Annotated in this window: 19 protein-coding genes; 10 read left to right on the top strand and 9 right to left on the bottom strand. The window is 40.3% G+C overall.

Annotated features, from left to right (window positions below; genetic code table 11):
* Positions 1-23: 23 nt before the first annotated feature.
* The 4 genes from uvrD to PSF09_RS06120 all read left to right on the top strand — a co-directional run bounded on the left by uvrD (position 24) and on the right by PSF09_RS06120 (position 4,420).
* Positions 24-2,186 carry a DNA helicase II gene (gene uvrD / locus PSF09_RS06135; protein ID WP_123382187.1) on the top strand — a complete coding sequence of 721 codons (2,163 nt, stop codon included), beginning with the start codon at positions 24-26 and terminating at the stop codon, positions 2,184-2,186.
* A gap of 228 nt (positions 2,187-2,414) precedes the next feature.
* Positions 2,415-3,089, top strand: coding sequence for a hypothetical protein (locus PSF09_RS06130; RefSeq protein ID WP_272683626.1), 675 nt, complete (start codon positions 2,415-2,417; stop codon positions 3,087-3,089).
* 261 nt (positions 3,090-3,350) lie between these two features.
* Positions 3,351-3,935, top strand: coding sequence for a 2OG-Fe(II) oxygenase (locus tag PSF09_RS06125; protein ID WP_272683625.1), 585 nt, complete (start codon positions 3,351-3,353; stop codon positions 3,933-3,935).
* A gap of 215 nt (positions 3,936-4,150) precedes the next feature.
* Complete coding sequence (locus tag PSF09_RS06120; protein WP_272683624.1) at positions 4,151-4,420, top strand: hypothetical protein; 270 nt, start codon at positions 4,151-4,153, stop codon at positions 4,418-4,420.
* 83 nt (positions 4,421-4,503) lie between these two features.
* On the opposite strand, the gene prfH is transcribed toward PSF09_RS06120, so the two are convergent.
* Positions 4,504-5,115, bottom strand: a complete 612-nt coding sequence (gene prfH, locus PSF09_RS06115; protein WP_272683623.1) for a peptide chain release factor H — start codon at positions 5,113-5,115, stop codon at positions 4,504-4,506.
* Positions 5,112-6,248, bottom strand: coding sequence for an RNA ligase RtcB family protein (locus PSF09_RS06110; RefSeq protein WP_272664573.1), 1,137 nt, complete (start codon positions 6,246-6,248; stop codon positions 5,112-5,114). Before PSF09_RS06110 ends, prfH begins: the two co-directional genes overlap by 4 nt.
* 528 nt (positions 6,249-6,776) lie before the next feature.
* Between PSF09_RS06110 and PSF09_RS06105 the strand changes: the two genes are divergently transcribed.
* Complete coding sequence (locus PSF09_RS06105) at positions 6,777-6,920, top strand: Hok/Gef family protein (RefSeq protein WP_210836663.1); 144 nt, start codon at positions 6,777-6,779, stop codon at positions 6,918-6,920.
* A 155-nt stretch (positions 6,921-7,075) separates the two neighbouring features.
* Here the strand turns inward: PSF09_RS06105 and PSF09_RS06100 are convergent, their stop codons facing one another.
* The 4 genes from PSF09_RS06100 to PSF09_RS06085 form a co-directional block, all read right to left on the bottom strand.
* Complete coding sequence (locus tag PSF09_RS06100) at positions 7,076-8,794, bottom strand: amidohydrolase (protein ID WP_272664572.1); 1,719 nt, start codon at positions 8,792-8,794, stop codon at positions 7,076-7,078.
* A 101-nt stretch (positions 8,795-8,895) separates the two neighbouring features.
* Positions 8,896-10,248, bottom strand: a complete 1,353-nt coding sequence (locus PSF09_RS06095; RefSeq protein ID WP_210836659.1) for an APC family permease — start codon at positions 10,246-10,248, stop codon at positions 8,896-8,898.
* Positions 10,249-11,178: 930 nt separating this feature from the next.
* A complete protein-coding gene (gene rarD, locus PSF09_RS06090) occupies positions 11,179-12,072 on the bottom strand; it encodes an EamA family transporter RarD (protein WP_210836879.1) in 894 nt (297 codons plus the stop codon).
* A gap of 156 nt (positions 12,073-12,228) precedes the next feature.
* Positions 12,229-12,699 (bottom strand): thioesterase family protein, encoded by a 471-nt coding sequence (locus tag PSF09_RS06085; protein ID WP_004907373.1) that lies wholly within the window; start codon positions 12,697-12,699, stop codon positions 12,229-12,231.
* A 155-nt stretch (positions 12,700-12,854) separates the two neighbouring features.
* Here PSF09_RS06085 and pldA point away from each other — a divergent pair, with 155 nt between their 5' ends.
* From pldA to PSF09_RS06060, 5 genes are all read left to right on the top strand, one after another.
* Positions 12,855-13,748 (top strand): phospholipase A, encoded by an 894-nt coding sequence (gene pldA, locus PSF09_RS06080; RefSeq protein WP_004907375.1) that lies wholly within the window; start codon positions 12,855-12,857, stop codon positions 13,746-13,748.
* 110 nt (positions 13,749-13,858) lie between these two features.
* Positions 13,859-15,685, top strand: a complete 1,827-nt coding sequence (gene recQ / locus PSF09_RS06075; RefSeq protein ID WP_272664563.1) for an ATP-dependent DNA helicase RecQ — start codon at positions 13,859-13,861, stop codon at positions 15,683-15,685.
* 20 nt (positions 15,686-15,705) lie between these two features.
* Positions 15,706-16,701: a lysophospholipase L2 gene (gene pldB / locus PSF09_RS06070; protein ID WP_272664562.1), complete on the top strand. Its 996-nt coding sequence runs from the start codon at positions 15,706-15,708 to the stop codon at positions 16,699-16,701.
* 13 nt (positions 16,702-16,714) lie between these two features.
* A complete protein-coding gene (gene yigL / locus PSF09_RS06065; protein WP_272664561.1) occupies positions 16,715-17,527 on the top strand; it encodes a sugar/pyridoxal phosphate phosphatase YigL in 813 nt (270 codons plus the stop codon).
* Positions 17,528-17,783: 256 nt separating this feature from the next.
* Positions 17,784-18,587: a tetratricopeptide repeat protein gene (locus PSF09_RS06060; RefSeq protein WP_272664560.1), complete on the top strand. Its 804-nt coding sequence runs from the start codon at positions 17,784-17,786 to the stop codon at positions 18,585-18,587.
* A 3-nt stretch (positions 18,588-18,590) separates the two neighbouring features.
* Here the strand turns inward: PSF09_RS06060 and PSF09_RS06055 are convergent, their stop codons facing one another.
* The 3 genes from PSF09_RS06055 to asd are packed head-to-tail and all read right to left on the bottom strand — an operon-like array spanning position 18,591 to position 23,209.
* The gene (locus tag PSF09_RS06055; protein ID WP_272664559.1) at positions 18,591-18,929 is read right to left on the bottom strand and encodes a hypothetical protein; all 339 of its coding nucleotides are present in this window, start codon (positions 18,927-18,929) and stop codon (positions 18,591-18,593) included.
* An 8-nt stretch (positions 18,930-18,937) separates the two neighbouring features.
* Positions 18,938-22,279 carry a miniconductance mechanosensitive channel MscM gene (mscM, locus tag PSF09_RS06050; RefSeq protein ID WP_272683622.1) on the bottom strand — a complete coding sequence of 1,114 codons (3,342 nt, stop codon included), beginning with the start codon at positions 22,277-22,279 and terminating at the stop codon, positions 18,938-18,940.
* A gap of 33 nt (positions 22,280-22,312) precedes the next feature.
* Positions 22,313-23,209 carry an archaetidylserine decarboxylase gene (asd, locus tag PSF09_RS06045; protein ID WP_272683621.1) on the bottom strand — a complete coding sequence of 299 codons (897 nt, stop codon included), beginning with the start codon at positions 23,207-23,209 and terminating at the stop codon, positions 22,313-22,315.
* Positions 23,210-23,355 lie beyond the last annotated feature (146 nt).

The raw sequence follows: 23,355 nt of genomic DNA, 5'->3' as shown, positions 1-23,355 counted from the left end.
ACTGTTTTGCTTTGATGGTAACTATGGACGTCTCTTATCTGCTTGAAGGCCTTAATGACAAACAGCGCGAAGCGGTTGCCGCACCGCGTACCAATTTACTTGTCCTTGCGGGGGCTGGTAGTGGTAAAACTCGGGTACTAGTGCATCGAATCGCATGGCTGATGTCTGTGGAAAATGCTTCTCCATTTTCAATTATGGCAGTGACGTTCACGAACAAAGCAGCGGCAGAAATGCGCCATAGAATCAATCAATTGATTGGTACTAGTGAAGGCGGTATGTGGATAGGGACATTCCATGGCTTAGCGCATCGTTTATTGCGCCAACATTATATGGACGCCAATTTACCACAAGACTTCCAAATTCTAGATAGTGATGACCAATACCGTTTAATTCGTCGTTTACTTAAGGCGATGAATTTAGATGAAAAACAATGGCCGCCACGTCAGGGGATGTGGTACATCAACGGCAAAAAAGATGAAGGTCTGCGACCTCAGCACATTGAAGCCTATGGTAACCCAGTTGAAGCCACATGGTTAAAGGTATACCAAGCTTACCAAGAAGCTTGTGATAGAGCCGGGCTGGTGGATTTTGCTGAGCTATTATTACGAGCCCATGAATTGTGGTTAAACAAACCTCACGTATTGCAGCATTATCGTGAGCGCTTTACCAATATTCTTGTCGATGAATTTCAAGATACCAACAATATCCAATACGCATGGATCCGTGTACTTGCTGGAGATACAGGCAAAGTCATGATTGTTGGTGATGACGACCAGTCAATCTATGGCTGGCGTGGTGCACAAGTCGAAAATATCCAGCGCTTTCTCAATGATTTTCCTGGCGCAGAAACTATCCGTCTAGAGCAAAACTACCGTTCAACGAATAATATCTTAAAAGCGGCGAACGCACTGATCGCGAATAACAGTGACCGCTTAGGGAAAAATCTATGGACGGAAGGCGGAGATGGCGAGCCAATATCCCTCTACTGTGCGTTTAATGAGTTAGATGAGGCGCGTTATGTGGTTGGCCGCATCAAACAATGGCATGAAAATGGTGGAGCCTTACAAGATTGCGCCATGTTGTACCGTAGTAATGCCCAGTCTCGTGTATTGGAAGAGGCGCTCATTCAAGGTGCAATGCCATATCGTATTTATGGTGGGCAACGTTTCTTTGAGCGCCAAGAGATTAAAGATGCACTTTCTTATTTAAGATTAATAGCAAATCGTAATGATGATGCCTCCTTTGAACGAGTGGTAAATACACCAACCCGTGGCATCGGAGATAGAACATTAGATACTGTTCGCCAAACTGCACGGGATCAACAACTAACATTATGGGAAAGTTGTGAGTACTTACTTCGCGAGCAGGTGTTGGGAGGTCGTGCAGCGGCCGCAATTGAGCGTTTCTTAGAATTAATCGATGCGTTAGCCAAAGAAACTCAAGATATGCCATTACATGTTCAGGCAGATAGAGTGATCAATGACTCAGGCTTGCGTGCGATGTATGAGCAAGAAAAAGGTGAAAAGGCACAGGCTCGTATTGAAAACTTGGAAGAGTTAGTCAATGCAACCCGTGATTTCAGCTATCAAGACGAAGACCAAGACTTAATGCCATTGCAGGCTTTTCTTTCTCATGCGGCATTGGAAGCTGGAGATGGGCAGGCGGATGTCAGCCAAGATGCTGTTCAATTAATGACTTTGCATTCAGCTAAAGGCCTAGAGTTTCCAGTTGTATTCATTGTGGGCATGGAAGAAGGTATGTTTCCAAGTCAAATGTCGATGGATGAAAGCGGTCGTCTTGAAGAAGAGCGTCGTCTTGCTTATGTGGGTATTACCCGTGCAATGGAAAAACTCACAATTACTTATGCAGAAAGCCGCCGTTTATATGGCAAAGAGGTTTATCACAGGCCTTCTCGTTTTATTGGCGAGTTGCCGACAGAGTGTGTTGAGGAAGTTCGCTTGAGAGCGCAGGTTTCAAGACCAGTTAGCCATCAGCGCCTTGGTACACCGATTAGCCAAAATGATTCAGGTTATGCTCTAGGTCAGCGTGTCATGCACCCTAAATTTGGTGAAGGCACGATTATTAACCTCGAAGGAAGTGGGGAACACTGTCGCCTACAAATTGCTTTTCAAGGCCAAGGAATTAAGTGGCTGGTGGCGTCTTACGCACGGCTAGAAAATATATAAAATTCATATTGCTAACAATAAATATCACTGATAGTTAATTCGGTGATATTTATTATCATAACAATAAAAAATTAACTCGATAATTATTTATTATTGTTATGATAATTAAATTAGGTCTATGTCTGTTGTATTATATAAATACTAAATTAGTTATTTATTATCTACTCATGTATCATTTTTTCTGTACATGTCAGGTTTATTTTATTAACACACCAAAGGTATAAAAATATGGATGCTAATTTTAATATTAATAACAATGAAAAGCATAAAGAAGTTGAGTCATTACTTCTATCAATAGAAAATCGAATAAAAAAAATAAAAAGCGTAGAGGACTCATTAAGACAAGAAATTGCAGAGTTGAAAGAAAGAAAGTATACAGATGATGGAGTATCGTCAGAACCATTAGTAAGAGAAATGAAAGGTAAATTAAAAGAGATTTTAATTAGTAAGGTAAAATACCAAAGAACACTCAAACTAGTGAATAAAACAATTAAAATTAGAACGGATAATATTATTGGTGGTTCAGAACTAAATCCTGAAGATGATTCTACGATGAATGAAAGAATAAGTATGGTTAATTTAACTTCAATAGTGTCACATAAAACAAAAAATAAACTATCTGATTCAGCAAAGGGTAACATTATTAGTTTCAATAATCAGAGTATTAAAATACAAAAAGCGTTAACTAGAGTTATGGAACTAACAAATCAAATAAATAGCGAATATAAAGAAGCTAGATTGAAGCCATTAGTCCAAGCTAGTAATCAGCAAGCCATTAGCGAGCAAATGGCTTCTTTTTCTATGCCTGATAAAATGAGTGCTGTAATAGAATTATCAATAAAAATGAAGAGTATTACTCACCATAACTATGGTGGTTTAGATAGAACAGGGCAGTACTTATAGAGGCATTTAAGCTAACTAATCGTTTTACTTCTTGAATTAAAGGTATTCAACATAGAGTTGAATACCTTTTTTAATTTTATTGTATGGTTGAATGATAAGTGTGAGTATTGTGATTTTTACTTACTTTATGATAATTAACATTATATTTTTAGTGATTGGTATTGATTGATTGTTTTCATTATCAGGATTCAAGTTTTTAATTTTATTTTTACATCTTTTTGCCGTATAAAGTTTTACCGAGTAACCTTCCTAACATTCATCATGTCAATTAATAAACTTATTGATTCGCTTTCCTCACAAGGCTGGTATGTGTGGGACGATTTTCTGACCTTGTCAGATATCCAAAGGATAAAACAATGCATACCCAATACATTACAAGACGCACGTATTGGACATCGGGACTCATTACAAGGCAATAAAGCGATTCGCGGCGACCAAACGGTTTGGTTAGAGCCTGAAATGGGAAGTTCAATAGTCCATTATCTCGATAAAATGGAGCAGGTCAGGCAAGAACTTAACTGTCAGCTTTATCTTGGTCTACGTGATTTTGAAACACATTTTTGCCGTTATCCAAATGGTGGTTTTTATAAGAAACACGTGGATAATCCAAGAGGTGTCGGCCGACGAAAAATTACGACAGTTCTATATATGAATGAACAATGGCACCATGGCGATGGTGGCGAGTTGGTTGTCTATGACCAAGATGATAATCAATTGTTTAAATTAGAACCCATAGCAGGTCGTATTATCTTTTTTATGTCAGAAGAATTTCCTCATGAAGTGCTCCCGACAGAACAAACTCGCGAAAGTATCGCGGGGTGGTTTTTAATCGAAAAAAGGCTTTAACCCGTTCAGGCTATTACCACCTCTTATAGAGGTGGCTGATAGAAGTATTCTCATTATTTATACACATAATAAATTTTATAATAGCTATTTTAATATATTTGTTTGATTTTTTATTTTTCTTGATGTTAACTTTATTTGAACTTTAGTTTTTTAATATTAAATTATAAATTGTATTTTCTACTGTGTGACTAAATTATATAAAAAGGAGTTTATAAATGAACAATACTGATAATTTTGGTTATGGTTCTAAACAATCTCAACAAGGTATTAGTGTGACGGAGTATAATCGACAATTAGAAAAAGCATTGAAGGAATTAAGTGAGAAAAACATTGGCGATACTATTATGATTAATTCTAATAATGATATGTCATCATTAATACAAAATGTAAATTATTTTCCAATGCCAAAAGAGCATTGCTCGGTTATTGAAGTGGGTTGCTACTCCTCTAAATTGAATAGTTCGATTTTTTATGATTTTAAATAATTTACTTTCAAAATAGAATCATTAAATATTGTCTAATATTGCATTAAATTATGTGCCACCTCTAATTCGAAGTGGCACTAATTTTACATTAATCGTTTAAATTCATTTCCTACAAAAATCATAGTCGCATTTCCTCGTTCAATTTGATAGTGAGATTGATGGCGCTGTTTATCTAATGCATTTGATTGTTTCGATTGATACTCATCAAGCTTCCATTGTATTAATTGTTTTGCGAGTTTTTTATTTGCATGTTGGCTACGTTCAGATTGAACTTTAACTGTCATTCCCGTAGCAACATGCTTAGCTCTAACTGCTGATGAAGTCTTATTAACATGTTGCCCTCCAGCCCCTTGTGATTTAGTGAACTCAAACTCAATTTCACTCTCTTCAATTGGTTTAATGGGAGAAAAGCGGGTGACACTCAAAAACCAATTTTTACGTTTATGTCGTGGCCTTATAGGGCTTTGGCATTGCCATTGGACTGTACCGCACCAAGACTGGGCCAATATTTCTGCATCTTCACCTTCTAGGCAAACTAATGCAGATTTTAATCCCTTTTTAGAGGGGAATGACTCCAGTATGTCATAAGCGACATAATATTTTTTAGCCTCTTGTAGAAAGCGGGCAAGGGCTTTTTCAACAGCAATACAGCACTCTTCAGGCCCCTGAGCAGCGGAAAATTGTAGCAATATCATGAGCAATCTCCACTGGTTTTATAGGTGATAACCGGCTTAAGTCGTGCAACAACTTGGATGATGCCAATATTCACCATGCTTTCAATTACAGTATCAATAGATTTATAAGATTGAGGGGCTTCTTCGTAAATCAATTGTTTGTTTGCACAAATAACACGGCTACCTAGTGCCGTTCTTGATAATTGAACTGGTGTATATTTATGTGATAAACGGCCTTTACACTCGGTTCGCATCCACTTACGACCAGCTCCGTGGGCAAGAGAATTCAGACAAACTTCACTTGGTTGTGGGGATACCAGATAGCTGTAATCACCTCGAGAACCAGGGATAACAACTAGCCCGCGATCTGATGGTGTGGCGCCTTTTCGATGTATCCACCCATCAATACCATTGATTTTACAGGGTTCAACTAGGTTATGATTAAGGTCGAGTACGCACTTACCTTTTGATTTTACTTGTTGCAGCATACGTAAACCGATCATTTGGCGATTTAGTTGGGCAAAATCTAAGGCATTTTGATGCGCTTCTAAGTAATTTTTAGCATCTTGAGAGCTATCTATAAGCCCATCATGGCTATGACTTTCTACATGTTGACGAAGAATTGATTGGCCTAAACCACGAGAGCCACTGTGAACTAATAACAGTAATTGTTGTTTATTCAAGCCACTCATACCGAATAATTCTGGGTTTAATATTTCGTCAACGGCTTGAAACTCAGCAAAATGATTCCCGCCACCAATAGAACTTAGTGATGACATAAAGTCATGTGATTGCATGTTATCTGGGACATGTTCTTCAAGCCAAGATAGAGGCGCATGATCTGACATTTCAAAAAGTTGTTTTTCGAGTTTATCGAGGTTAACTTTCGATTTTTTAATATCCGTTTGAAACAGCGCCATTCCACAACCGATGTCATTACCAACCAGTGCAGGGTAAAAACGTTTGGTAGAGAAAAATGCAGCGCCAATTGGATACCCGCGACCAGGATGTAGGTCAGGCATGCCGACAACAGATACCATATCAGGTAAGTTTGCGGTTGTTTGTAATTGTTGGATTGCTTTACTTTCAATCCATGTTGATTCTGTGGCGATGTAGCTAACTTGCTGATCCACAGTATGTAAGGTATTGCCCATAAGCTATTAACTCATTTTTAATTGAAAAATAAGGTGATTAGCAGGCAAATTTAAGAAAATAGATTAACTAACGAGAGTGACTATTTCTGAGTGTGCCCGCAAAGAGTTTGATTAATTGTTGTCATGGTAAACCTCCTTGCAGTTAGTAGATGAATATAAAACGCTGCGGATACTAACGGTAACTTTTTTCTTTTGCAAGCGCTATTTTTAGCATTACGGGTTTTTAGTCATTTTCTGAGATAAAAATATAAGTAAATAATTTAAACCTATTAATAATTATTTAAATAAACTATTAGATAATTAAATTTATATTTTTATTTATTTCTATGGAATTAAACGTGAGTGAGATATAAAACTTTGTTATTATTTTGGCGGGTGCTTGAGCCTTTCTGGTTTAAGCATATTAAGTTGGAAGAAATGTTTGGATTAGAAAGGAAAAAGCCCCGTTAGTTATTATTAACCAACGAGGCCCGATCTAAACCTGAACAGTTGAGATTGTGCCTCTTAACCATTAAGAGGTCAAGGGAAATGAGCAAGTTCGCAGTGGTGGCGTTTGTTTTTGCGTGTATTACCGTGTTTGGTATTTCAGTATTAATGCGAGACAAACTTTGTCTGATCGTGATTAGTCATGGAAATACAGTTGTTCAAACAACGTTTTCTTACGAAGAGTAATGTTGCTTTACGAGGGAAGTTATTCCCTCGTAATTTCCCGATTTAATTGTGAGTATTCAGGTTTGGAATTAAGTGCCCAATTAAAAACACCCCAAGATATTATTTAATCTTTGGGGTGTTTATTTATTTAGCTATCTAAATAAATAATTAAATTATTAAGCAATATGTACAGTTTTTCCGCCAATAATAGTGCGTAATACTTTTACATTCTCAATATCATCTGCAGGGATCTCAAAAACATTGCGATCTAATACAATCATATCTGCAAATTTTCCTGCTTCTAATGAACCGAGTATATCTTCACGGTGTTGTGCATAAGCTGAGTCTATCGTCGCAGAGCGTAAAACCTCAATGACCGTTAAGTCTCGGTCATTATCAAGTCTCGGTGCTTTTTGGCCATTAATATCACGGCCTCGGCGTGTCGCTGCGACTTTTAAATCATACCACTCGTCGAAGTCATCGATTGGCCAGTCACTACCAAACGCAACAACCGCACCAGCGTCGACAAATTTAGCGATGGGTTCAAGTTGCTCAAAACGTTCATCACCGAGCATTTTTTTCTCAAAAGCGGCGAGTTCTGGCGTTGGGGCGGCCCACTGGAAAGATAAGCAAGCGATGGTTTTTAAGCGCGCAAAACGGGCATAGTCATCAGCATGGACTAATTCATTATGAGCAAGCCCTGGGCGGATATCTTTTTCTGGGTGCGCAGCACGCATTTTTTCAATCGCATCTAACACGATAGAAACGGCACCTTCACCAACGGTATGCAAGTGTGGGTCATAGCCTGCTGCGGCAATTTTTTCCATTAATTCATCGAGAATTTCAGCCGTGAAATAGAGATCACCGTAGTTATCGGTTTCTACCCAATTCGGAGCGTCATCCGTGCCTTGATTGATTCGGTATGGTTGCAATAACGATGCTGTCATTGTTGGAAATTGCATCACACCATCAACAAACATTTTTATATTATTTAAGCCAATGCCTGGGGTTGGCGTCCAATCGGCTTGGTGCCATTTTTTGGCAAATGCAACGGCTTTGTCCACAGCTGCCGCTACTGAGGCAACATCCGATGTTTCATCAGGGGTGATTTCACGGGCAGCTTGGAAACGTATCGTAAGGTCGCCACGTTGTTGTAGTTGAGAAAAGGCTTCAAGTTGTTGTTCTGAAACGCGTGCATCCATCACCATCGTCACGCCTTGCTGATTAAGTACTTTCTGCACTAATTCAGCAACTTCAATAGCTTGGTCGTCACGAATTGAAGGAATGCTATCGGCAGCACGCATAGCGGGTGCATCTTCTAAAATACCGTTTAATTCGCCATTCTCGTATTTACCAATCTTACCATCAGGTGGTTCAGGCGTATCTTTGGTGATACCAAATAATTCGAGGGCACGGCTATTTGCTAGCAATGTATGGCAGTCATTTGAAAACAAGACGACAGGGCGTTTCGTATTGAGCTTGTCCATATCTTCACGGTACATATCAACACCCGCAGGGATCATACCTTGGCGCAGCCATGCAGTGACTTTGAGCCAATCATTTTCCCCGGTACGAGGGTCTTTATCGAGGTGATCTTGTACGCGCGCTAAAATTTGGTCAATAGTTAACGATTCATAATTTAAATGACAACCGAAGAGTTGAATACCGCCCCAGAAAGGGTGCATATGACCATCAATGATGCCAGGCATCATCATTTTGCCTTCGAGATCGATACTCTCTGTCTCAGGGCCAACATATTGATGAAGTTCATCAGAGGTGCCTGTGGCAAGAATATAGCCATCACGAACAGCAACCGCATCGACAACGCGATTTTTATCATCTGCAGTATATATATAACCGTTAAAGTAAATAACGTCAGCTAATTGATTATTCATTGTAAACCGTCTGTATCAGTGGTGCTTTGGTGGCACCAGTGCTAAAAAAACAACGGGGAAGGCAAGCGCTCCCCCGTAATCATTTATAAGACTTGAAATGCTTAGTTAATAATCATTTCAGTTTCATCGTCAGAGATTGCAGGTGGACGACGAGTAAAACCATGGGTCAGAAGTGCTAAGTAAATTGCACCTGCTGCTAACCACCATAAACCCACTTTAAAGGCTTCGCCATCAAGGCTTGTCCATAACCATAATGTTAGGATAACACCAACAGAAGGCATAATCAGGCAAGTGATAATTTTTGTATTATCCAGTGGTGCTTTACGGTCAATATAAAAATGTTTAATGACCGATAAATTCACAAAAGTGAACGCAATCAAGGCACCAAAACTGATCATTGAAGCGACCATGCTGAGTGAAAGCACTAATGAAAGCAGTGACGCTAGCGCAACAAAAATAATCGAGTAAATCGGTGTGTTGAGCCTTGGGTGTAGATAAGCAAACAGCGAACGAGGTAATACACCTTCACGGCCCATCGCATAGAAAATGCGTACAATACTGGCTTGTGAGGTCATTGCTGAGGCAAATACACCAATAACATAAGCGGTGATAAAGCTAGATGCCATCATCGCTCCACCAACTTGTTTCATTACCGCAAGGCTAGCAATATCGGTATTAGGAATAAAATCTTGCCACATCGGATAAACCAGATGCGCACCATAGGAAATGATGACAAACAGCGTACCTGCGATAAACACGGTGTATAAAATCGCTTTAGGTAACGCACTACGCGCATCTTTGGTTTCTTCTGCCATCGTGGAGATCGCATCAAAGCCAAGGAAGGCTAAGCATAGTACCGCTGCACCTGCAAATAACCCTGATACTTGTTCTGACATGACCGTAATCGGTGCCAATAAGGCGTCCGTATCCAATACAAATGAAGTTTTAAAACTCAAGTATAGGAACACGGCAATAAATACAAATTGCATTAAAATGATTAGCATATTCATTGAGGAAACTAATTTAATTCCCAAAATATTCATGATGCTAACAATTGTAATTGTGCTGCAAATAATGACGTACATCGGGATATCGGGGAACGCTTCGTGAACAAAGATCCCAATCGCAATGTAGTTAATAATAGGTAGAAAGAGGTAATCGAGCAGTTGTGCCCAACCTACTAAAAACCCGAGTGTGCCGCCAAAGGTTTTTTGCACATATGAATAAGCAGATCCTGAAAGCGGAAGTGCACTTGTCATGCGGCAATAGCTCATGGCAGTGAAAAAGACGGCAGCTAATGTAATTAAATAAGCGACAGGCAGATGGCCTTCACTTAATACAGTCACTTGTCCATAGGTGGTGAAAATTCCGAGCGGCACCATATAAGCCAGCCCGAAAAAAACTAACGCAGGAGTGGTCAGTACGCGTTTCATTTGAACGGTATTCTGTTGCATTTTTAAGCCCTTCCCAAAAGCCCTTAAACAACGTTAACTCTGTCTGAATGCACAGGCCGAGTGAACCTAAAATGCAGCCGTACTCGTCATACTTCGAATCCCAACGTTGTTGGCTTTGCTCGCTCGCACTAGTCACATACTTTTGTATGCTCCTAGCGACTCTCTTGCTCGCCGCCTAGTTGTGTTTTCGAATTATTTAGAGTCGTACTCGTCATGCTTCAAATCACAATGCTATTGGCTTTGCTCGCTCGCCCTAGTCACATATTTTGGTATGCTCCTAGCGACTTTTTTGCTCGCCGCCTAGTTGTGTTTTCGAATTATTTAGAGTCTTAACGCTACATGATTGTATTACATTAAATTTTAGAACCGTCTGCATTCAATTTCAGAAAACCTCGCACCAGGACATTTTTAAAATGAAATGTCATCGTGCGCACTTTAATGAAACGTCAGTGATGAATCGGACCATCACCATCCGCTGGGGTGAATACAAGCGGCGTACAATATAATTACCAAGTCCCTATTAAGCAATCATTAATTGAAAAAAATAAACAACTACTTTTATTTCAAAGAGTTGTTTGATGGATGTATTTATTAATTGAAGAGAATTTAAGATAAATTAAATAATAGCCATTATGTATAGAAAATCAAGGTGAATTTTTTCATTTTAACTCATTGATTTTATATGGTTAAATTTATTTTTTCTCAATGGGTATGATAGATAAGAACAAAGAGATTTGATTTAAGCTTAATTTATTATGCGGCAGGTAAAGAATTAGATATAAAATTAAATAGTTTATTTGTATTAATTAAATTTACTATTTAAGTTCCATATAATGAAACACCGACTTCGTTTAAAACATAAAACGAGAGTCGGTAATTTAATATTAACACTATTTATCGGTCGTCTGAGTTTCTGAAAAACGTTACTCGCTATTTTCTTCTCAGTTTTTGCTGGGTATATAAAGCATCTAATGTAAATAAAATTAATGCAACCCAGATAAAGCCAAAGGTGACTAACAATTCAGATGTCATGACTTCACCGTACATAAACACGGCGAGTAAGAACATAATACTTGGCCCCATATATTGGAAAAAGCCTAGAGTCGAAAGCCTTAAGTGGTTAGCTGCCTCTGTAAATAGTAATAGTGGCACCGTAGTAATTACCCCTGCGGCAATCAGCAGTGCATTTAAATGCCAATCATTCATTGCCATATCGCTAGTTGGACTATCTGCAAAAAATAATAAGAAGATAATACCGACAGGAAGTAGCCAAAGTGTTTCGAATGTCATCCCTGTTTGCGCATCGACACCTAATTTTTTACGTAATAAACCGTAGGTAGCAAATGTAACGGCCAAACTTAGACCAATCACAGGCACTGAGCCAAATTGCCAAAGCTGGATCAATACACCCGTTAGTGCAAGACCAACAGCAATCCACTGCATGCGGCGAAAACGTTCTTGTAAAAATAGCATTCCAAACAGCACGTTAACTAGTGGGTTAATAAAGTAACCTAAGCTAGCTTGTAGCATATAACCATTATTAACTGCCCAAATATAAATTAACCAGTTACATGCAATTGTCGTTGCCGTTACCCCAAGAACTAATATTTTCTTTGGTTGCTTCAGGACTTGGCGGACATAACTCCAATGGCGTGAAACGGTTAATAATAAAATCATAAAGAAAAATGACCAAATAATACGATGAGTCAGGATTTCTTCTGCGGGCACTTCTTGGATGCTTTTAAAATAAATAGGTGCGACACCCCAAATAAAATAGGCGCCTAAGGCACATAACACGCCTTTGGTAGTATTTTGCTGGCTCATTGTTGGCTCTGAAATTGAATTAAAGACTAAAAAGATACTTATACAGAGAGACCGAGCCGATTTAAGCGGCTCGATTTTTGATACCACTAATGTGACATTGCTCAGGTTTTTTTACAAGTTATTAGTTTAGTAGGTGACTAATTATTTGTATCTATTTTATCCCACCAGGTAAGTTGCCGTTGCTGTCGCAATATGCTGATTGTTTTCATTGTGAAGTTCGCAGCGGGTAACGGCTATTTTATTACCATCTCTTAATAAGCTGGCACTGGCGGTAAAAAGTTGGCCTCGACCAGGGCGTAAATAATCAACTCGTAGGTCAATTGTTCCCATGCGAGACATTTTGTCGACAATTTCAGTATGAGTTAATGGATTAATGCGCTGCAAAATACGGTTAATGCACACCATACCTCCTGCAACATCTAAAACTGAAGCGATCACACCACCATGTAAAATGTTCTGAGTGAAATTACCAATTAATTGCTGACGATTTTCAACGGTAAGCTGAACAAAATCATCATTTAAACTCATCAATTTAATACCAAGTAGCTGGTTAAATGGCATTTTATAAATAAACGCATGGCTCATTAGCTCACTGGCTTCTTCTAAAGTATAAGTACGGTCATTCATCGTTTTCATCCTTTAAAAATATGTAAATAATAAGTTAACATTATGTGTAAATTATGTCTCTAACAAACGAATGAATAATCTTTCAACAGTTATTCAGTTTTGTGTGTAAAATAGGACAAACTTTTTTTGGACGATGTTGAAAATAGGAATGACTAATGCGCGCTTTACCGATTTTGTTAAGTGCAGTGCTCAGCTTTTGGTCTGCTTCACTGTTTGCGACTGAAAATACAAGTATTCAGCCTGAACAAGATGTCAAAAATACCCTACCAATACGTGGAAGCATCATTTCAGGATTACTACAACACCATGATAATCCATTTGTATTGTATCCGTATGAATCGAATTACATCATTTATACCTATACCTCCTCGATGAATAAAAAAGCGATTTCTAGCTATAATTGGGGCGATGATGCGTTAAAGGATGAAGTTAAATTTCAACTAAGTTTAGCGTTTCCATTATGGGCCGGTATTGCTGGTGATGATTCCATTTTAGCCGTTTCTTATACTCAGCGTTCTTGGTGGCAGTTAAGTAATAAAAAAGAATCTTCACCATTTAGAGAAACCAACTACGAGCCTCAGGTATTTGTTGGCTGGCTAACCGACTACCAATTTGCGGGTTGGACGTTACGTGAGATTGAAACGGGATTTAACCACGAGTCAAATGGGCGTTCAGAACCGACCTCTCGCAGTTGGAACCGCGTATATGCGAGGGCAATGGCGCAAAATGGTAACTGGCAAGTTGACCTTAAACCTTGGTACCGCATTCATGAAAGTGAAGGGCGTGATGATAATTCTGATATTACCAAATACATGGGCTACTATCGCTTAAAGGTAGGGTATGCATTGGGAGATAGCGTATTTACTACGACTGGGCGCTATAACTGGAATACCGGTTACGGTGGTGCAGAGTTGGGGTGGAGTTATCCAATTAGTAAACATGTGCGTTTTTATACCCAGTTGTTTAGCGGATATGGTGAGTCGATGATAGACTACAATTATCGCCAAACCCGTTTTGGTATCGGTGTTATGCTAAACGATATGTTGTAATGGAAGAAAAACTCAGTGCTCTATTCAGTTCTGAGTCGAATACCAAGTCATAAATCAACAAATTCGCTGCTCAATTGGGCAGCGGCTTGTTTTATCGATTGAGGAAGTTTGTGTCCACTGCTTGCGTCATTAACCAACTTTCATTGGCTGAACATGTGCTTAATAGTACATTTGGTTATCAGTCATTCCGCCCCGGGCAAGATGCTGTCATTGGGGCCATTTTAGATAACCGTGATTGTTTAGTGTTAATGCCAACAGGGGGTGGTAAATCCCTTTGCTACCAAGTCCCTGCTTTAGTTAAAGAGGGTGTCACATTGGTCGTTTCGCCATTAATATCATTAATGAAAGATCAAGTTGACCAATTAAGGTTACATGGGGTTAATGCGGCATGTTTAAATTCATCGCAAACGTCACAAGAACAGCGTCAAATCATGGAGCTGTGCAGTCAGGGGGAAATAAAATTACTGTATGTTGCCCCTGAACGGCTATTAACTGATTATTTCCTAAGCCAATTAGCAGGGTGGAATATCACTTTGCTAGCCGTGGATGAAGCCCACTGTATTTCTCAATGGGGACACGATTTCCGCCCTGAATATCGTGCACTAGGCCAATTACGGCAATCATTACCTAATGTGCCCGTGATGGCGTTAACCGCAACTGCAGATGAAACCACACGTGCAGACATTATTCGCTTATTGGAGCTATATGAGCCATTAGTTCATGTGAGTAGCTTTGATAGGCCAAATATTCGTTATACCTTAGTCGAAAAATATAAACCGTTAGATCAACTTTGGTTTTTTATTAAAGGCCAAAAAGGAAAAGCGGGTATTGTTTATTGTAACAGTCGCAGTAAGGTTGAAGAAACGACAGAGCGCTTGCAAAAACGAGGCTTAAGCGTCGCAGCATACCATGCAGGGTTAGATGCGGCACAACGGGAGTGGGTACAAGACGCATTTCTAAAAGATAATCTGCAAGTTGTTGTGGCGACAGTGGCTTTTGGGATGGGAATTAACAAATCAAACGTTCGGTTTGTCGCTCATTTCGATATTCCACGTAATATCGAAGCGTATTATCAAGAAACAGGACGAGCAGGGCGTGATGGTGTTGAAGCCGAAGCCATTTTATTTTATGACCCGGCCGATATGGCATGGTTACGTCGTTGTCTCGAAGAAAAGCCTGCAGGTATACAACAAGATATCGAGCGGCATAAGCTGAATGCCATCGCGGCTTTTGCTGAGGCACAAACCTGCCGTCGTTTGGTGCTACTCAATTATTTTGGTGAAAATCGCCAGCAGCCTTGTGGTAACTGTGATATTTGCTTAGACCCGCCAAAACAGTACGATGGGTTAGTGGATGCGCAAAAAGCGCTGTCTTGTATTTATCGTGTTGGTCAGCGCTTCGGTATCGGCTATATTGTAGAGGTATTGCGTGGTGCGAATAATCAGCGTATCCGTGATTTAGGCCATGACAAGCTGCCTGTTTACGGTATTGGTAAAGAACAAAGTAATGAACATTGGGTTAGTGTGATACGCCAATTGATCCATTTAGGTATGATCACACAGAATATTACGCATTTTTCAGCGCTTCAATTAACTGAGGCTGCACGGCCTATATTACGCGGTGAAGCAGCACTAAAACTGGCAGTTCCGCGTGTTTTAGTGGTAAAAAGCCGTAATCAACAAAACAGAATTTATCATGGCAATTATGATAAAAAACTATTTGCGAAACTGCGTAAATTACGTAAGTCCATTGCCGATGAAGAAAATATTCCACCATTTGTCGTGTTTAATGATGCAACATTAATTGAAATGGCTGAGCACACTCCAACTTCACCTGCCGAATTATTGTTAATTAATGGTGTTGGCGAGCGCAAACTCGAACGTTTTGGGGTGGCATTTATGGCTCTTATCCAAGACCATCTTGAAGGTTATGAATGAATAAATAAGGAAACTGCAGGATGACGCCTGAAAATCTAAAAGAGAGTTGGCTGAATCGAGAAACTCAATTTTCTGCTTTTACAAATGGCCCGCTTTTAGATTTCTGGCAACACCGGGAAGAATCTCAATTTATGGGAGTTGATGATATTCCCATCCACTATGTCCGTTTTATTCATCCAAAGCATCATAAAGCGATTGTCATTTCACCAGGGCGCAGTGAAAGCTATGTGAAGTACCCTGAAGTCGCTTATGATTTTTATCATTTAGGCTATGATGTTTTTATTATTGATCATCGTGGGCAAGGGCGATCAGGGCGCATGTTAGCCGATCCTCAAAAAGGCCATGTTGAAAAATTCACTGATTACATTGACGATTTTGAAAAGTTTATTGAGCTAGAGGTTAAATACCGACATTACCCAAAATGTTACGCATTAGCGCATTCAATGGGAAGTGCTATTTTAGCAGGGTACTTGTTGCGAGATAACGTCACATTTGATGCTGCAACATTATGTGCACCGATGATTGGTATTAATTTACCAATGCCTCGTTGGATGGCAAGCTTTATTGTTGATAGAGCGGAATCGCGTGAAAGCGTTCGTAATGATTACGCGGCCTCTACTGGGAAATGGCAGCCATTACCTTATTTAATCAATGTATTAACACACAGCCCGGAGCGTTATCGGCGCTACTTACGTTATTATGCCGATTACCCTGAATTGCGCTTGGGTGGGCCAACTTATCATTGGCTACGTGAAAGTTTTGTGATTGGCGATGAGTTAATTGCGAAAGCGGGAGAAATTGATGTGCCACTGATGGTGTTGGAAGCCAGTGAAGAAAAAGTGGTCAGCAATAAAGAGCTACAAGCTTTTTGTCAAAGCCGACAAAAAGCGCAAATAGGACGAGAAGAAAAATTACCTCTCATTATTGAAGGGGCACACCATGAAATCCTATTTGAAGTGGATGCATTAAGAGCGATGGCGCTCAATGCTATCTGTGATTTTTTTGAGCAGTATTAGTTAGGGTTTGAATATGAAATATCCTGTAGTTGCTTCCGATTTGGATGGGACACTGTTATCTCCCAATCATGACTTAACGTCTTATACAAAAGACACTTTGAAACAGCTAGTAACTTCGCAAGATGTGCATTTTGTGTTTGCAACAGGCCGTCACCATGTGGATGTTGCTCAAATCCGTGATGGGTTAGGCATCGATGCGTATATGATCACGTCTAATGGTGCACGGATCCATAATACCCGTGGTGACTTAATTTTTGAGCACAATGTTGCCCCTCAAATTGCTCATGAGCTGTGTTTGATGGAATTTGATAACCCTGAGCTTATCACGAATTACTACCATGGTGATGATTGGTTTATCAATCGTGAAAGCCCTGAACAAAAAGAATTTTTTAAAGAATCGGTATTTAACTACCAGTTGTTTGACCGCCATAATTTTGCTACTTCTGAGGTCTGTAAAGTTTATTATACTAGTGAAGATCATGACTTGCTGGTGGATCTACAGCAACGCATTCAAGCACGTTGGCAAGATAAAGTGAATGTAACGTTTTCACTGCGTAGCTGTTTAGAAGTTATGGCCGGTACTGTTTCTAAAGGTGAAGCTTTGAAGCAAGTGGCTGCACTACATGGCTATACACCGAGTGATAGTATTGCGTTTGGTGATGGCATGAATGACAAAGAAATGCTGACGATGGCCGGAAAAGGCTGCATTATGCAAAATGCCCATCAATTATTGAAAGATGCGTTACCGCAGATGGAAGTTATTGGTTCAAATAGTGATGATGCGGTGGCCCGCTATTTGAGAAATAAATATCTTAACAATGCATAATTAATTTTGTTATTTGAAATAGAGAAACCAGATAGGCAATATGTTTATCTGGTTTTTTATTATCGCAATTAGACCAGAAACATAAGTTCCCACAGCGAAAATGCAGCGAAACGTGCTTTTTGTGAAATTTAGGCTACTTTTCCTATTTTTTCTGACAAAAAGTAAATTTAAACTAGGGGGATGAGTGTTTAGGTCGATATTAATGGATAGCACTGTTTTCACAGGTTGCATATTGCACTGTTGAGGGTTCCTTAGGATGAAAAGAATTGCGTTAGCACTGTTGTTGGGCTCGATTTGTTATAGTTCCGTTTTAACCGCTAAACCTACCACTGCGCCGGCATCGGCAACAGCAGCACAAGAACCCACGATTGAGCAAATTACGCAGTTAGCGCAAAAAGGTGACCCTAAAGCCCAATTCCAGCTAGGTGAGCGTTATTTTAAGGGATTAGGTGTTTCTCAAGATTCTAAAGCCGCGGCTGAGTGGTTCATCAAGGCAGGAAACCAAGGGAATTCAGATGCGCAATTCCGACTTGGCACGATGTTTGTAAATGGCTTTGGTGTGCGTCGTGACTATGACAAAGCGATGCTATGGTATGAACAAGCCGCCGCTCAAGGTGATACCCGCGCTGAAACCAACATGGCGATGATGTACGCGCAAGGCTTAGGTGTCACTCAAAACCTAGAAAAAGCGGCATTTTGGTTTAGAAAAGCTGCACAGGGCGGGAATATACTGGCTCAATTCCAGATAGGCCAAATGTACTCGATTGGTAGCGGTGTTGATTTAGATGACGAAAAGGCGGTCTTCTGGTTTAGAAAAGCCGCGAAACAAAAAGATGCTAAGTCTCAAGACCGCTTAGGTGTCATGTACTCTGAAGGACGTGGCGTGAAGAAAAACTTGCAGCAAGCCTACGCATGGCTTGCAACTGCGGTTTACAGTGGCAATGCAGAAAGTCATCGTTTACAAAATAAGATTGCGGAGCAGTTAAGTCCTGAAGAATTACAGCAGGCACAACAATTAGCGGAAGGTTATATTAAATCGTATGGTTTTAAAGCCAGCTAACGATTAAGCAAATGTGTGGGATACGATTTTGTATCCCACCAGTATGACAACCGATAATACAAGATAACACCAAGAAAGCCGATAAAAACGATTATTTCCCCAGCCTCGACGAATGCTAAGTTGCTGCTGTTTCGATGATAGCTTGCCACACATTACACGAAACCCGACGATATAAATTGCACAATACGCTTGCCAAAGATACAGCGTATTAAACGCAAAAGCTTTCCCAACAATTAATAAGATAATTAATGGAATCAAAAAGAATAAAATCGACCCAACACGTTCAAGTTGGGTGATCCTCAACATCACTAATTCGTCTTTTTCATCTAGTTGTAATGGCATAATACGGCTTACAGTTCCCCAGATTTACGACTTGGATTACGCCCTGAAAGATTGTTTGTCGCACTTTGCAGAGAGTTATCACGGACATCCACTCTTGCTTGGAATGGAGGGAATGGCAAGGTAATTCCTTGTTCAGCAAAGGATACTAGGATGTTTTGGTGGATTTCATGGCGCGCAGGTAACCGGTGACCCATTTCTGCGGCATAGACACGTAATTCAAAAATCTGAATACCTTGTTGCAAATCAACAAGATAAACTTCAGGCGCAGGGTTGTCTAAAATCATCGTAGAGCGCTGAGCTGCACGTAAAATAGTATCTGTCACTAATTCACTATTGGCATCAGAAGGTGCAGGAATCGTCATGACAATACGCGTGATTGTGTCAGATAGTGACCAGTTAATAAATTGCTCAGTAATAAATGCCTTATTTGGCACAATAATTTCTTTTCTGTCCCAGTCTGTTAGCGTAGTTGCACGGGTATTGATCTTGGTAATACTACCGGTCAAGTTACGGATAGTTACTGTATCTCCAATCCGGATCGGCTTTTCAAATAAGATCATCAACCCTGAGATAATATTAGCGAAAATCTCTTGTAAGCCAAAGCCAAGCCCTACCCCCATCGCTGCTACAAGCCATTGCAGTTTTGACCACTCAATCCCTAACATAGAGAAGCCAACAATGGTCCCGATAATAGTAATCGTATACTTGGTTAGTGTACTGATAGCGTAACCGGTACCTGGCGTTAAATCCAAATGTTGGAGTACTGCCAGCTCGAGTAAAGCCGGTAAATTACGAACTAATTGGGCGGTAACGATAATAGTCAAAATAGCAATGAAAATAGAGCCCATGGTGATAGGTTGCACAGTATCAACGCCATTAACCGTTGAGGTCACATCCCATAAGCGAATATTTTCAAGGAAAGAAAATGCAGTATGTAGCTCAGACCATAGCCAAATTAATGAAACCAAGGCAATCATGGTTAAAATCGAACGAACTAACCCGACGGATTGGGTGCTAATGGTATCTAAGTCGATAACCTGTTCTTCGATATCAATATTTCCTTCGCTACTGGCATTTGCCTGCTGGTTATCGTCTTCACCTTTAGCACGTTGAGCCAATATCTCAGCACGGCGTTGTTTCGCACGCTCGAAGGCTAATTTACGGCGCTGCATCGACATCCAACGGCGGATGGTATGATAAACGATAAGGATGACAAACCAAATGGCGACAGAGGTTTCTAAACGTGCAAGCAAGGCCTGTGAGGTTGAGAAATAACCTAGAATGGAGAAGAACCCAGCAACAATAGGTGCGAGTAATATCATCCACCACAAGGCATTATTAACGATATTCTCACCGGACCCATGTCTATCTAAATAGAGAGGGATTTGTGAACGACGCAAGTTGTTGGTAATTAAGCTAAGTGCGACACATAAAAAGATAAAACAGAAACGGCCAATACTGGCTGCAAATTCTCTATCGCTATAATGTTCAAAGGTAATAATTGCCATCACTAATGGAACGATGACAAAAATCGCCATTCGGTAATAACGCATCGCACGTTTAACTGAATCTTTGTCCCAACCGAAGTGAGCAATAAATAGCCCAGTTGGACGAGAAAATGTTTCGCTGATCATAAACAGCCACAATAAAGGTGTCGTCGCACTGACACCATAACCTATCGCCGCGGCCATAGGGTATTGCCATGCACTTTGTAAGCCATAGCCGATGGCTGACCACATCATAGGTAGAGGAAGAGCAACAATAATTGACCAGAAAATAGTTCGAATGGTTAAGTAGAACCGGTCTTGTGTCACCTTACCAATACGTAAACTGGAACGGTCAAGAAATGCTTGGTAGTGTCTGCGAGTGCTAATGCTGAAAATGACTAATGCTATCGAACCAAGAAGATACAAAAAGGTATCTTGAGTTGTCAGCATAACGTTCAGCGCACCAGCAAGCTGAGACAAGGTATCCAGTGAAAGTAATTGAGTAATATCCGTTACTAACATGACAGGATAGCTGATGCTTATTGGTGGAACATCTGCGACCCAGAAAAGATAACGGTTGGAAGCATCTTTGACTTCTTTTAATGCATCGGTTAATTGCCCAGTAGCGACATTAAGCTTCGTTAGCTCTAACATTTCAGCATCGAGGCCTGAAATTAAAGAGGTCAGTAGCTCTCGGCGGGTTTTAATTAATGACTGATAAACTTGCACTTGAGCCGTATTGAGCTCATTCGCGGTTTCTTGCTCGGTTGTATCTACTTTACCTAATCTATCGAGGCTATCTTCATAATTTAAGCGTTGTACACGTAAATCAGCCATTTCACGATCAAGTTGTTGGCTTTTGGGGATATCAGGCAAACGAGAAAGCTGTGTTCTGAGAGCTTCTCCTAATGTACTTGAGCTGCTGATCCACTGAGCTTGCTCGCGAATAGTTGTGAGTGCTTGGCGAGCATCGCGGATACTTGTTGAAATTTCTGCTTGGCTATTGGTGATAGCGCTCATGCGCTGTGCCTGAGCGGTTAATTCCTGAGACATTTTGCGGTTAATATCAAGCTGCTCAGTTAAAAATGGCGTTAGTTCCCCTTGTGCAGCCAACATTTCCGTGTGTTCTAACGCTAAAATTGCTTTTTGTTGGCGTTGGGTATTTTGAAAATCACGTAGGTTTTGTAGCTCAAGTTCCATACGTTGATAGCGTTTTTTGTATAATTCCAACGTAAGGCGTGAGATTTCTTGGCGGTTATTGGCAGAAAGCTGAGCCATTTCCAGTTCATTAACTGTTGACTTGCGAGCACTTACTTCGGCTTGAGCCAATGTGTACTGGGCGTCGGCTAATGGCGTTGATGGTGTGCTCAGAGACTGAAAGCGCGAAGTGGCTTCAGTGAGTAAACGTCTGGCTTCAGAAAGCTGTTGTGGCAGAATATTTAATGATTCACTGATTTCGCGGCCTTTATCTTGCTCTTGCTGAGTTAAGCGGCTTTGATCGAGTAATTGGCTGCTAAGCTGAATAATACGTTGTTCAAGTTCACCTAAGCTGATACCCACCGGTATTGGGGCCGGCTCATCACTTTCATTAAGAACTTTTTGTCTTATTTCTTTGATAATTTTAGGAAAGTTATCAATGGCTTCTTGATAAGATTTGGCTTTTGCATCGGAATCGCGTGTTTCACTCATCCAATTCAACGCCCCCTGCAATGCTTGTGCTATCTCTGCATCTTTGGGGTTGGTGCTTGACTCAAGTTGTTTGAGCTCCTGCTTAATCTGTGCTTCATCCTGCGCTGCAGTTGGTGCTGCAACGGAAGAGAAAACGATTAACAGACTAAGAAAAAAACTGATAATCACACGCACAGTGAGGAGCTCCTTCAAGAGATAATAATTTAACTAAACGCCAGTGGATTCTTCTGTCACTGTATTTGCAACAGTTTCAGCGAGTAATTCGCCCATGCGAGTTGCATAACCGGGGATTAGTGATGAATTAAATGTCACTTTGTTAGGCTCAAATAAATTAATCACCGTTGAACCCAATTTAAACAGCCCCATTTCCTCACCTTTTTTCAAGAAAACAGCCCCTTCAGAGTCTAACTCAGGGTAAATCCAACGCTTAATGACGCCTTCACGAGAGGAGTTAACGCAACCGCTCCATACGGTTTCAATACTACCAACGATAGTTGCACCGACGAGGATCTGTACCATTAGGCCGACAGGGGTGTCAAAGACACAAATCAATCGTTCATTACGTGCAAATAGATTGGGAACATTTTGTGCCGTCAATGGATTTACAGAGAATAAATCGCCAGGAACATAAATCATCTCTTTGAGCAAACCGTCACATGGCATGTGTACACGGTGATAGTCACTAGGGGAGAGGTAAGTGGTAATAAAGTCACCACCACGAAAACGTTCCGCTAATTGGTATTGGCCTGCAAGTAACGCTTCCACGGTGTAATTATGGCCTTTAGCTTGGAAGATAAGGTCATCATTAATCGGGCCTAATTGGCTAACTGCGCCGTCAGCAGGTTGAGCAAGTTGGTGCTCTTTTTCGACAATCGGGCGTGCGCCTTCTTTTAGCAGGCGGATAAAGAAATCATTAAAAGTGGCATAAGCAGTAAGTTCGCTTTTTTGCGCTTCATTCATGTTGACTTTATAGGCTTTTGCGAACAATTTAATTGCCCATTGCGTCATGAAACCCGCATTGCGACTTGCGAACCAGCCTGCAAATTCAGTAAGACATTGTTTTGGAAGCATATATTGCAAGCGAATTTTAATTTTATCTAGCACGTTAACCTCTGATTTTTAAAGGTATGTTAGCAAAAGGGCGGCTATTGTACACAGTTTACTCGTCATATTTCAAACGGTCGCGTAACTGGCTAACCGTAATTAAATGATTTAGAGCTGGCTTAGTGTTAGAGAGTTGTTGGTAAGTA

The sequence above is a fragment of the Providencia sp. PROV141 genome (assembly GCF_028481645.1).
In the GTDB taxonomy this organism is placed as follows: domain Bacteria; phylum Pseudomonadota; class Gammaproteobacteria; order Enterobacterales; family Enterobacteriaceae; genus Providencia; species Providencia rettgeri.
Note: the sequence above shows the minus strand (reverse complement) of the source record. Positions and strands in the feature narration are given on the sequence as shown.

What these genes read in the sequence shown, in the direction of transcription:
- PSF09_RS06095 (WP_210836659.1), bottom strand. Translation starts at nt 10,248, where the DNA reads ATGCAACAGAATACCGTTCAAATGAAACGCGTACTGACCACTCCTGCG.
- yigL (WP_272664561.1), top strand. Translation starts at nt 16,715, where the DNA reads ATGAAATATCCTGTAGTTGCTTCCGATTTGGATGGGACACTGTTATCT.
- PSF09_RS06085 (WP_004907373.1), bottom strand. Translation starts at nt 12,699, where the DNA reads ATGAATGACCGTACTTATACTTTAGAAGAAGCCAGTGAGCTAATGAGC.
- pldB (WP_272664562.1), top strand. Translation starts at nt 15,706, where the DNA reads ATGACGCCTGAAAATCTAAAAGAGAGTTGGCTGAATCGAGAAACTCAA.
- PSF09_RS06055 (WP_272664559.1), bottom strand. Translation starts at nt 18,929, where the DNA reads ATGCCATTACAACTAGATGAAAAAGACGAATTAGTGATGTTGAGGATC.
- PSF09_RS06105 (WP_210836663.1), top strand. Translation starts at nt 6,777, where the DNA reads ATGAGCAAGTTCGCAGTGGTGGCGTTTGTTTTTGCGTGTATTACCGTG.
- PSF09_RS06120 (WP_272683624.1), top strand. Translation starts at nt 4,151, where the DNA reads ATGAACAATACTGATAATTTTGGTTATGGTTCTAAACAATCTCAACAA.
- prfH (WP_272683623.1), bottom strand. Translation starts at nt 5,115, where the DNA reads ATGATATTGCTACAATTTTCCGCTGCTCAGGGGCCTGAAGAGTGCTGT.
- rarD (WP_210836879.1), bottom strand. Translation starts at nt 12,072, where the DNA reads ATGAGCCAGCAAAATACTACCAAAGGCGTGTTATGTGCCTTAGGCGCC.
- pldA (WP_004907375.1), top strand. Translation starts at nt 12,855, where the DNA reads ATGCGCGCTTTACCGATTTTGTTAAGTGCAGTGCTCAGCTTTTGGTCT.
- PSF09_RS06125 (WP_272683625.1), top strand. Translation starts at nt 3,351, where the DNA reads ATGTCAATTAATAAACTTATTGATTCGCTTTCCTCACAAGGCTGGTAT.
- PSF09_RS06130 (WP_272683626.1), top strand. Translation starts at nt 2,415, where the DNA reads ATGGATGCTAATTTTAATATTAATAACAATGAAAAGCATAAAGAAGTT.
- uvrD (WP_123382187.1), top strand. Translation starts at nt 24, where the DNA reads ATGGACGTCTCTTATCTGCTTGAAGGCCTTAATGACAAACAGCGCGAA.
- PSF09_RS06060 (WP_272664560.1), top strand. Translation starts at nt 17,784, where the DNA reads ATGAAAAGAATTGCGTTAGCACTGTTGTTGGGCTCGATTTGTTATAGT.
- PSF09_RS06110 (WP_272664573.1), bottom strand. Translation starts at nt 6,248, where the DNA reads ATGGGCAATACCTTACATACTGTGGATCAGCAAGTTAGCTACATCGCC.
- PSF09_RS06100 (WP_272664572.1), bottom strand. Translation starts at nt 8,794, where the DNA reads ATGAATAATCAATTAGCTGACGTTATTTACTTTAACGGTTATATATAT.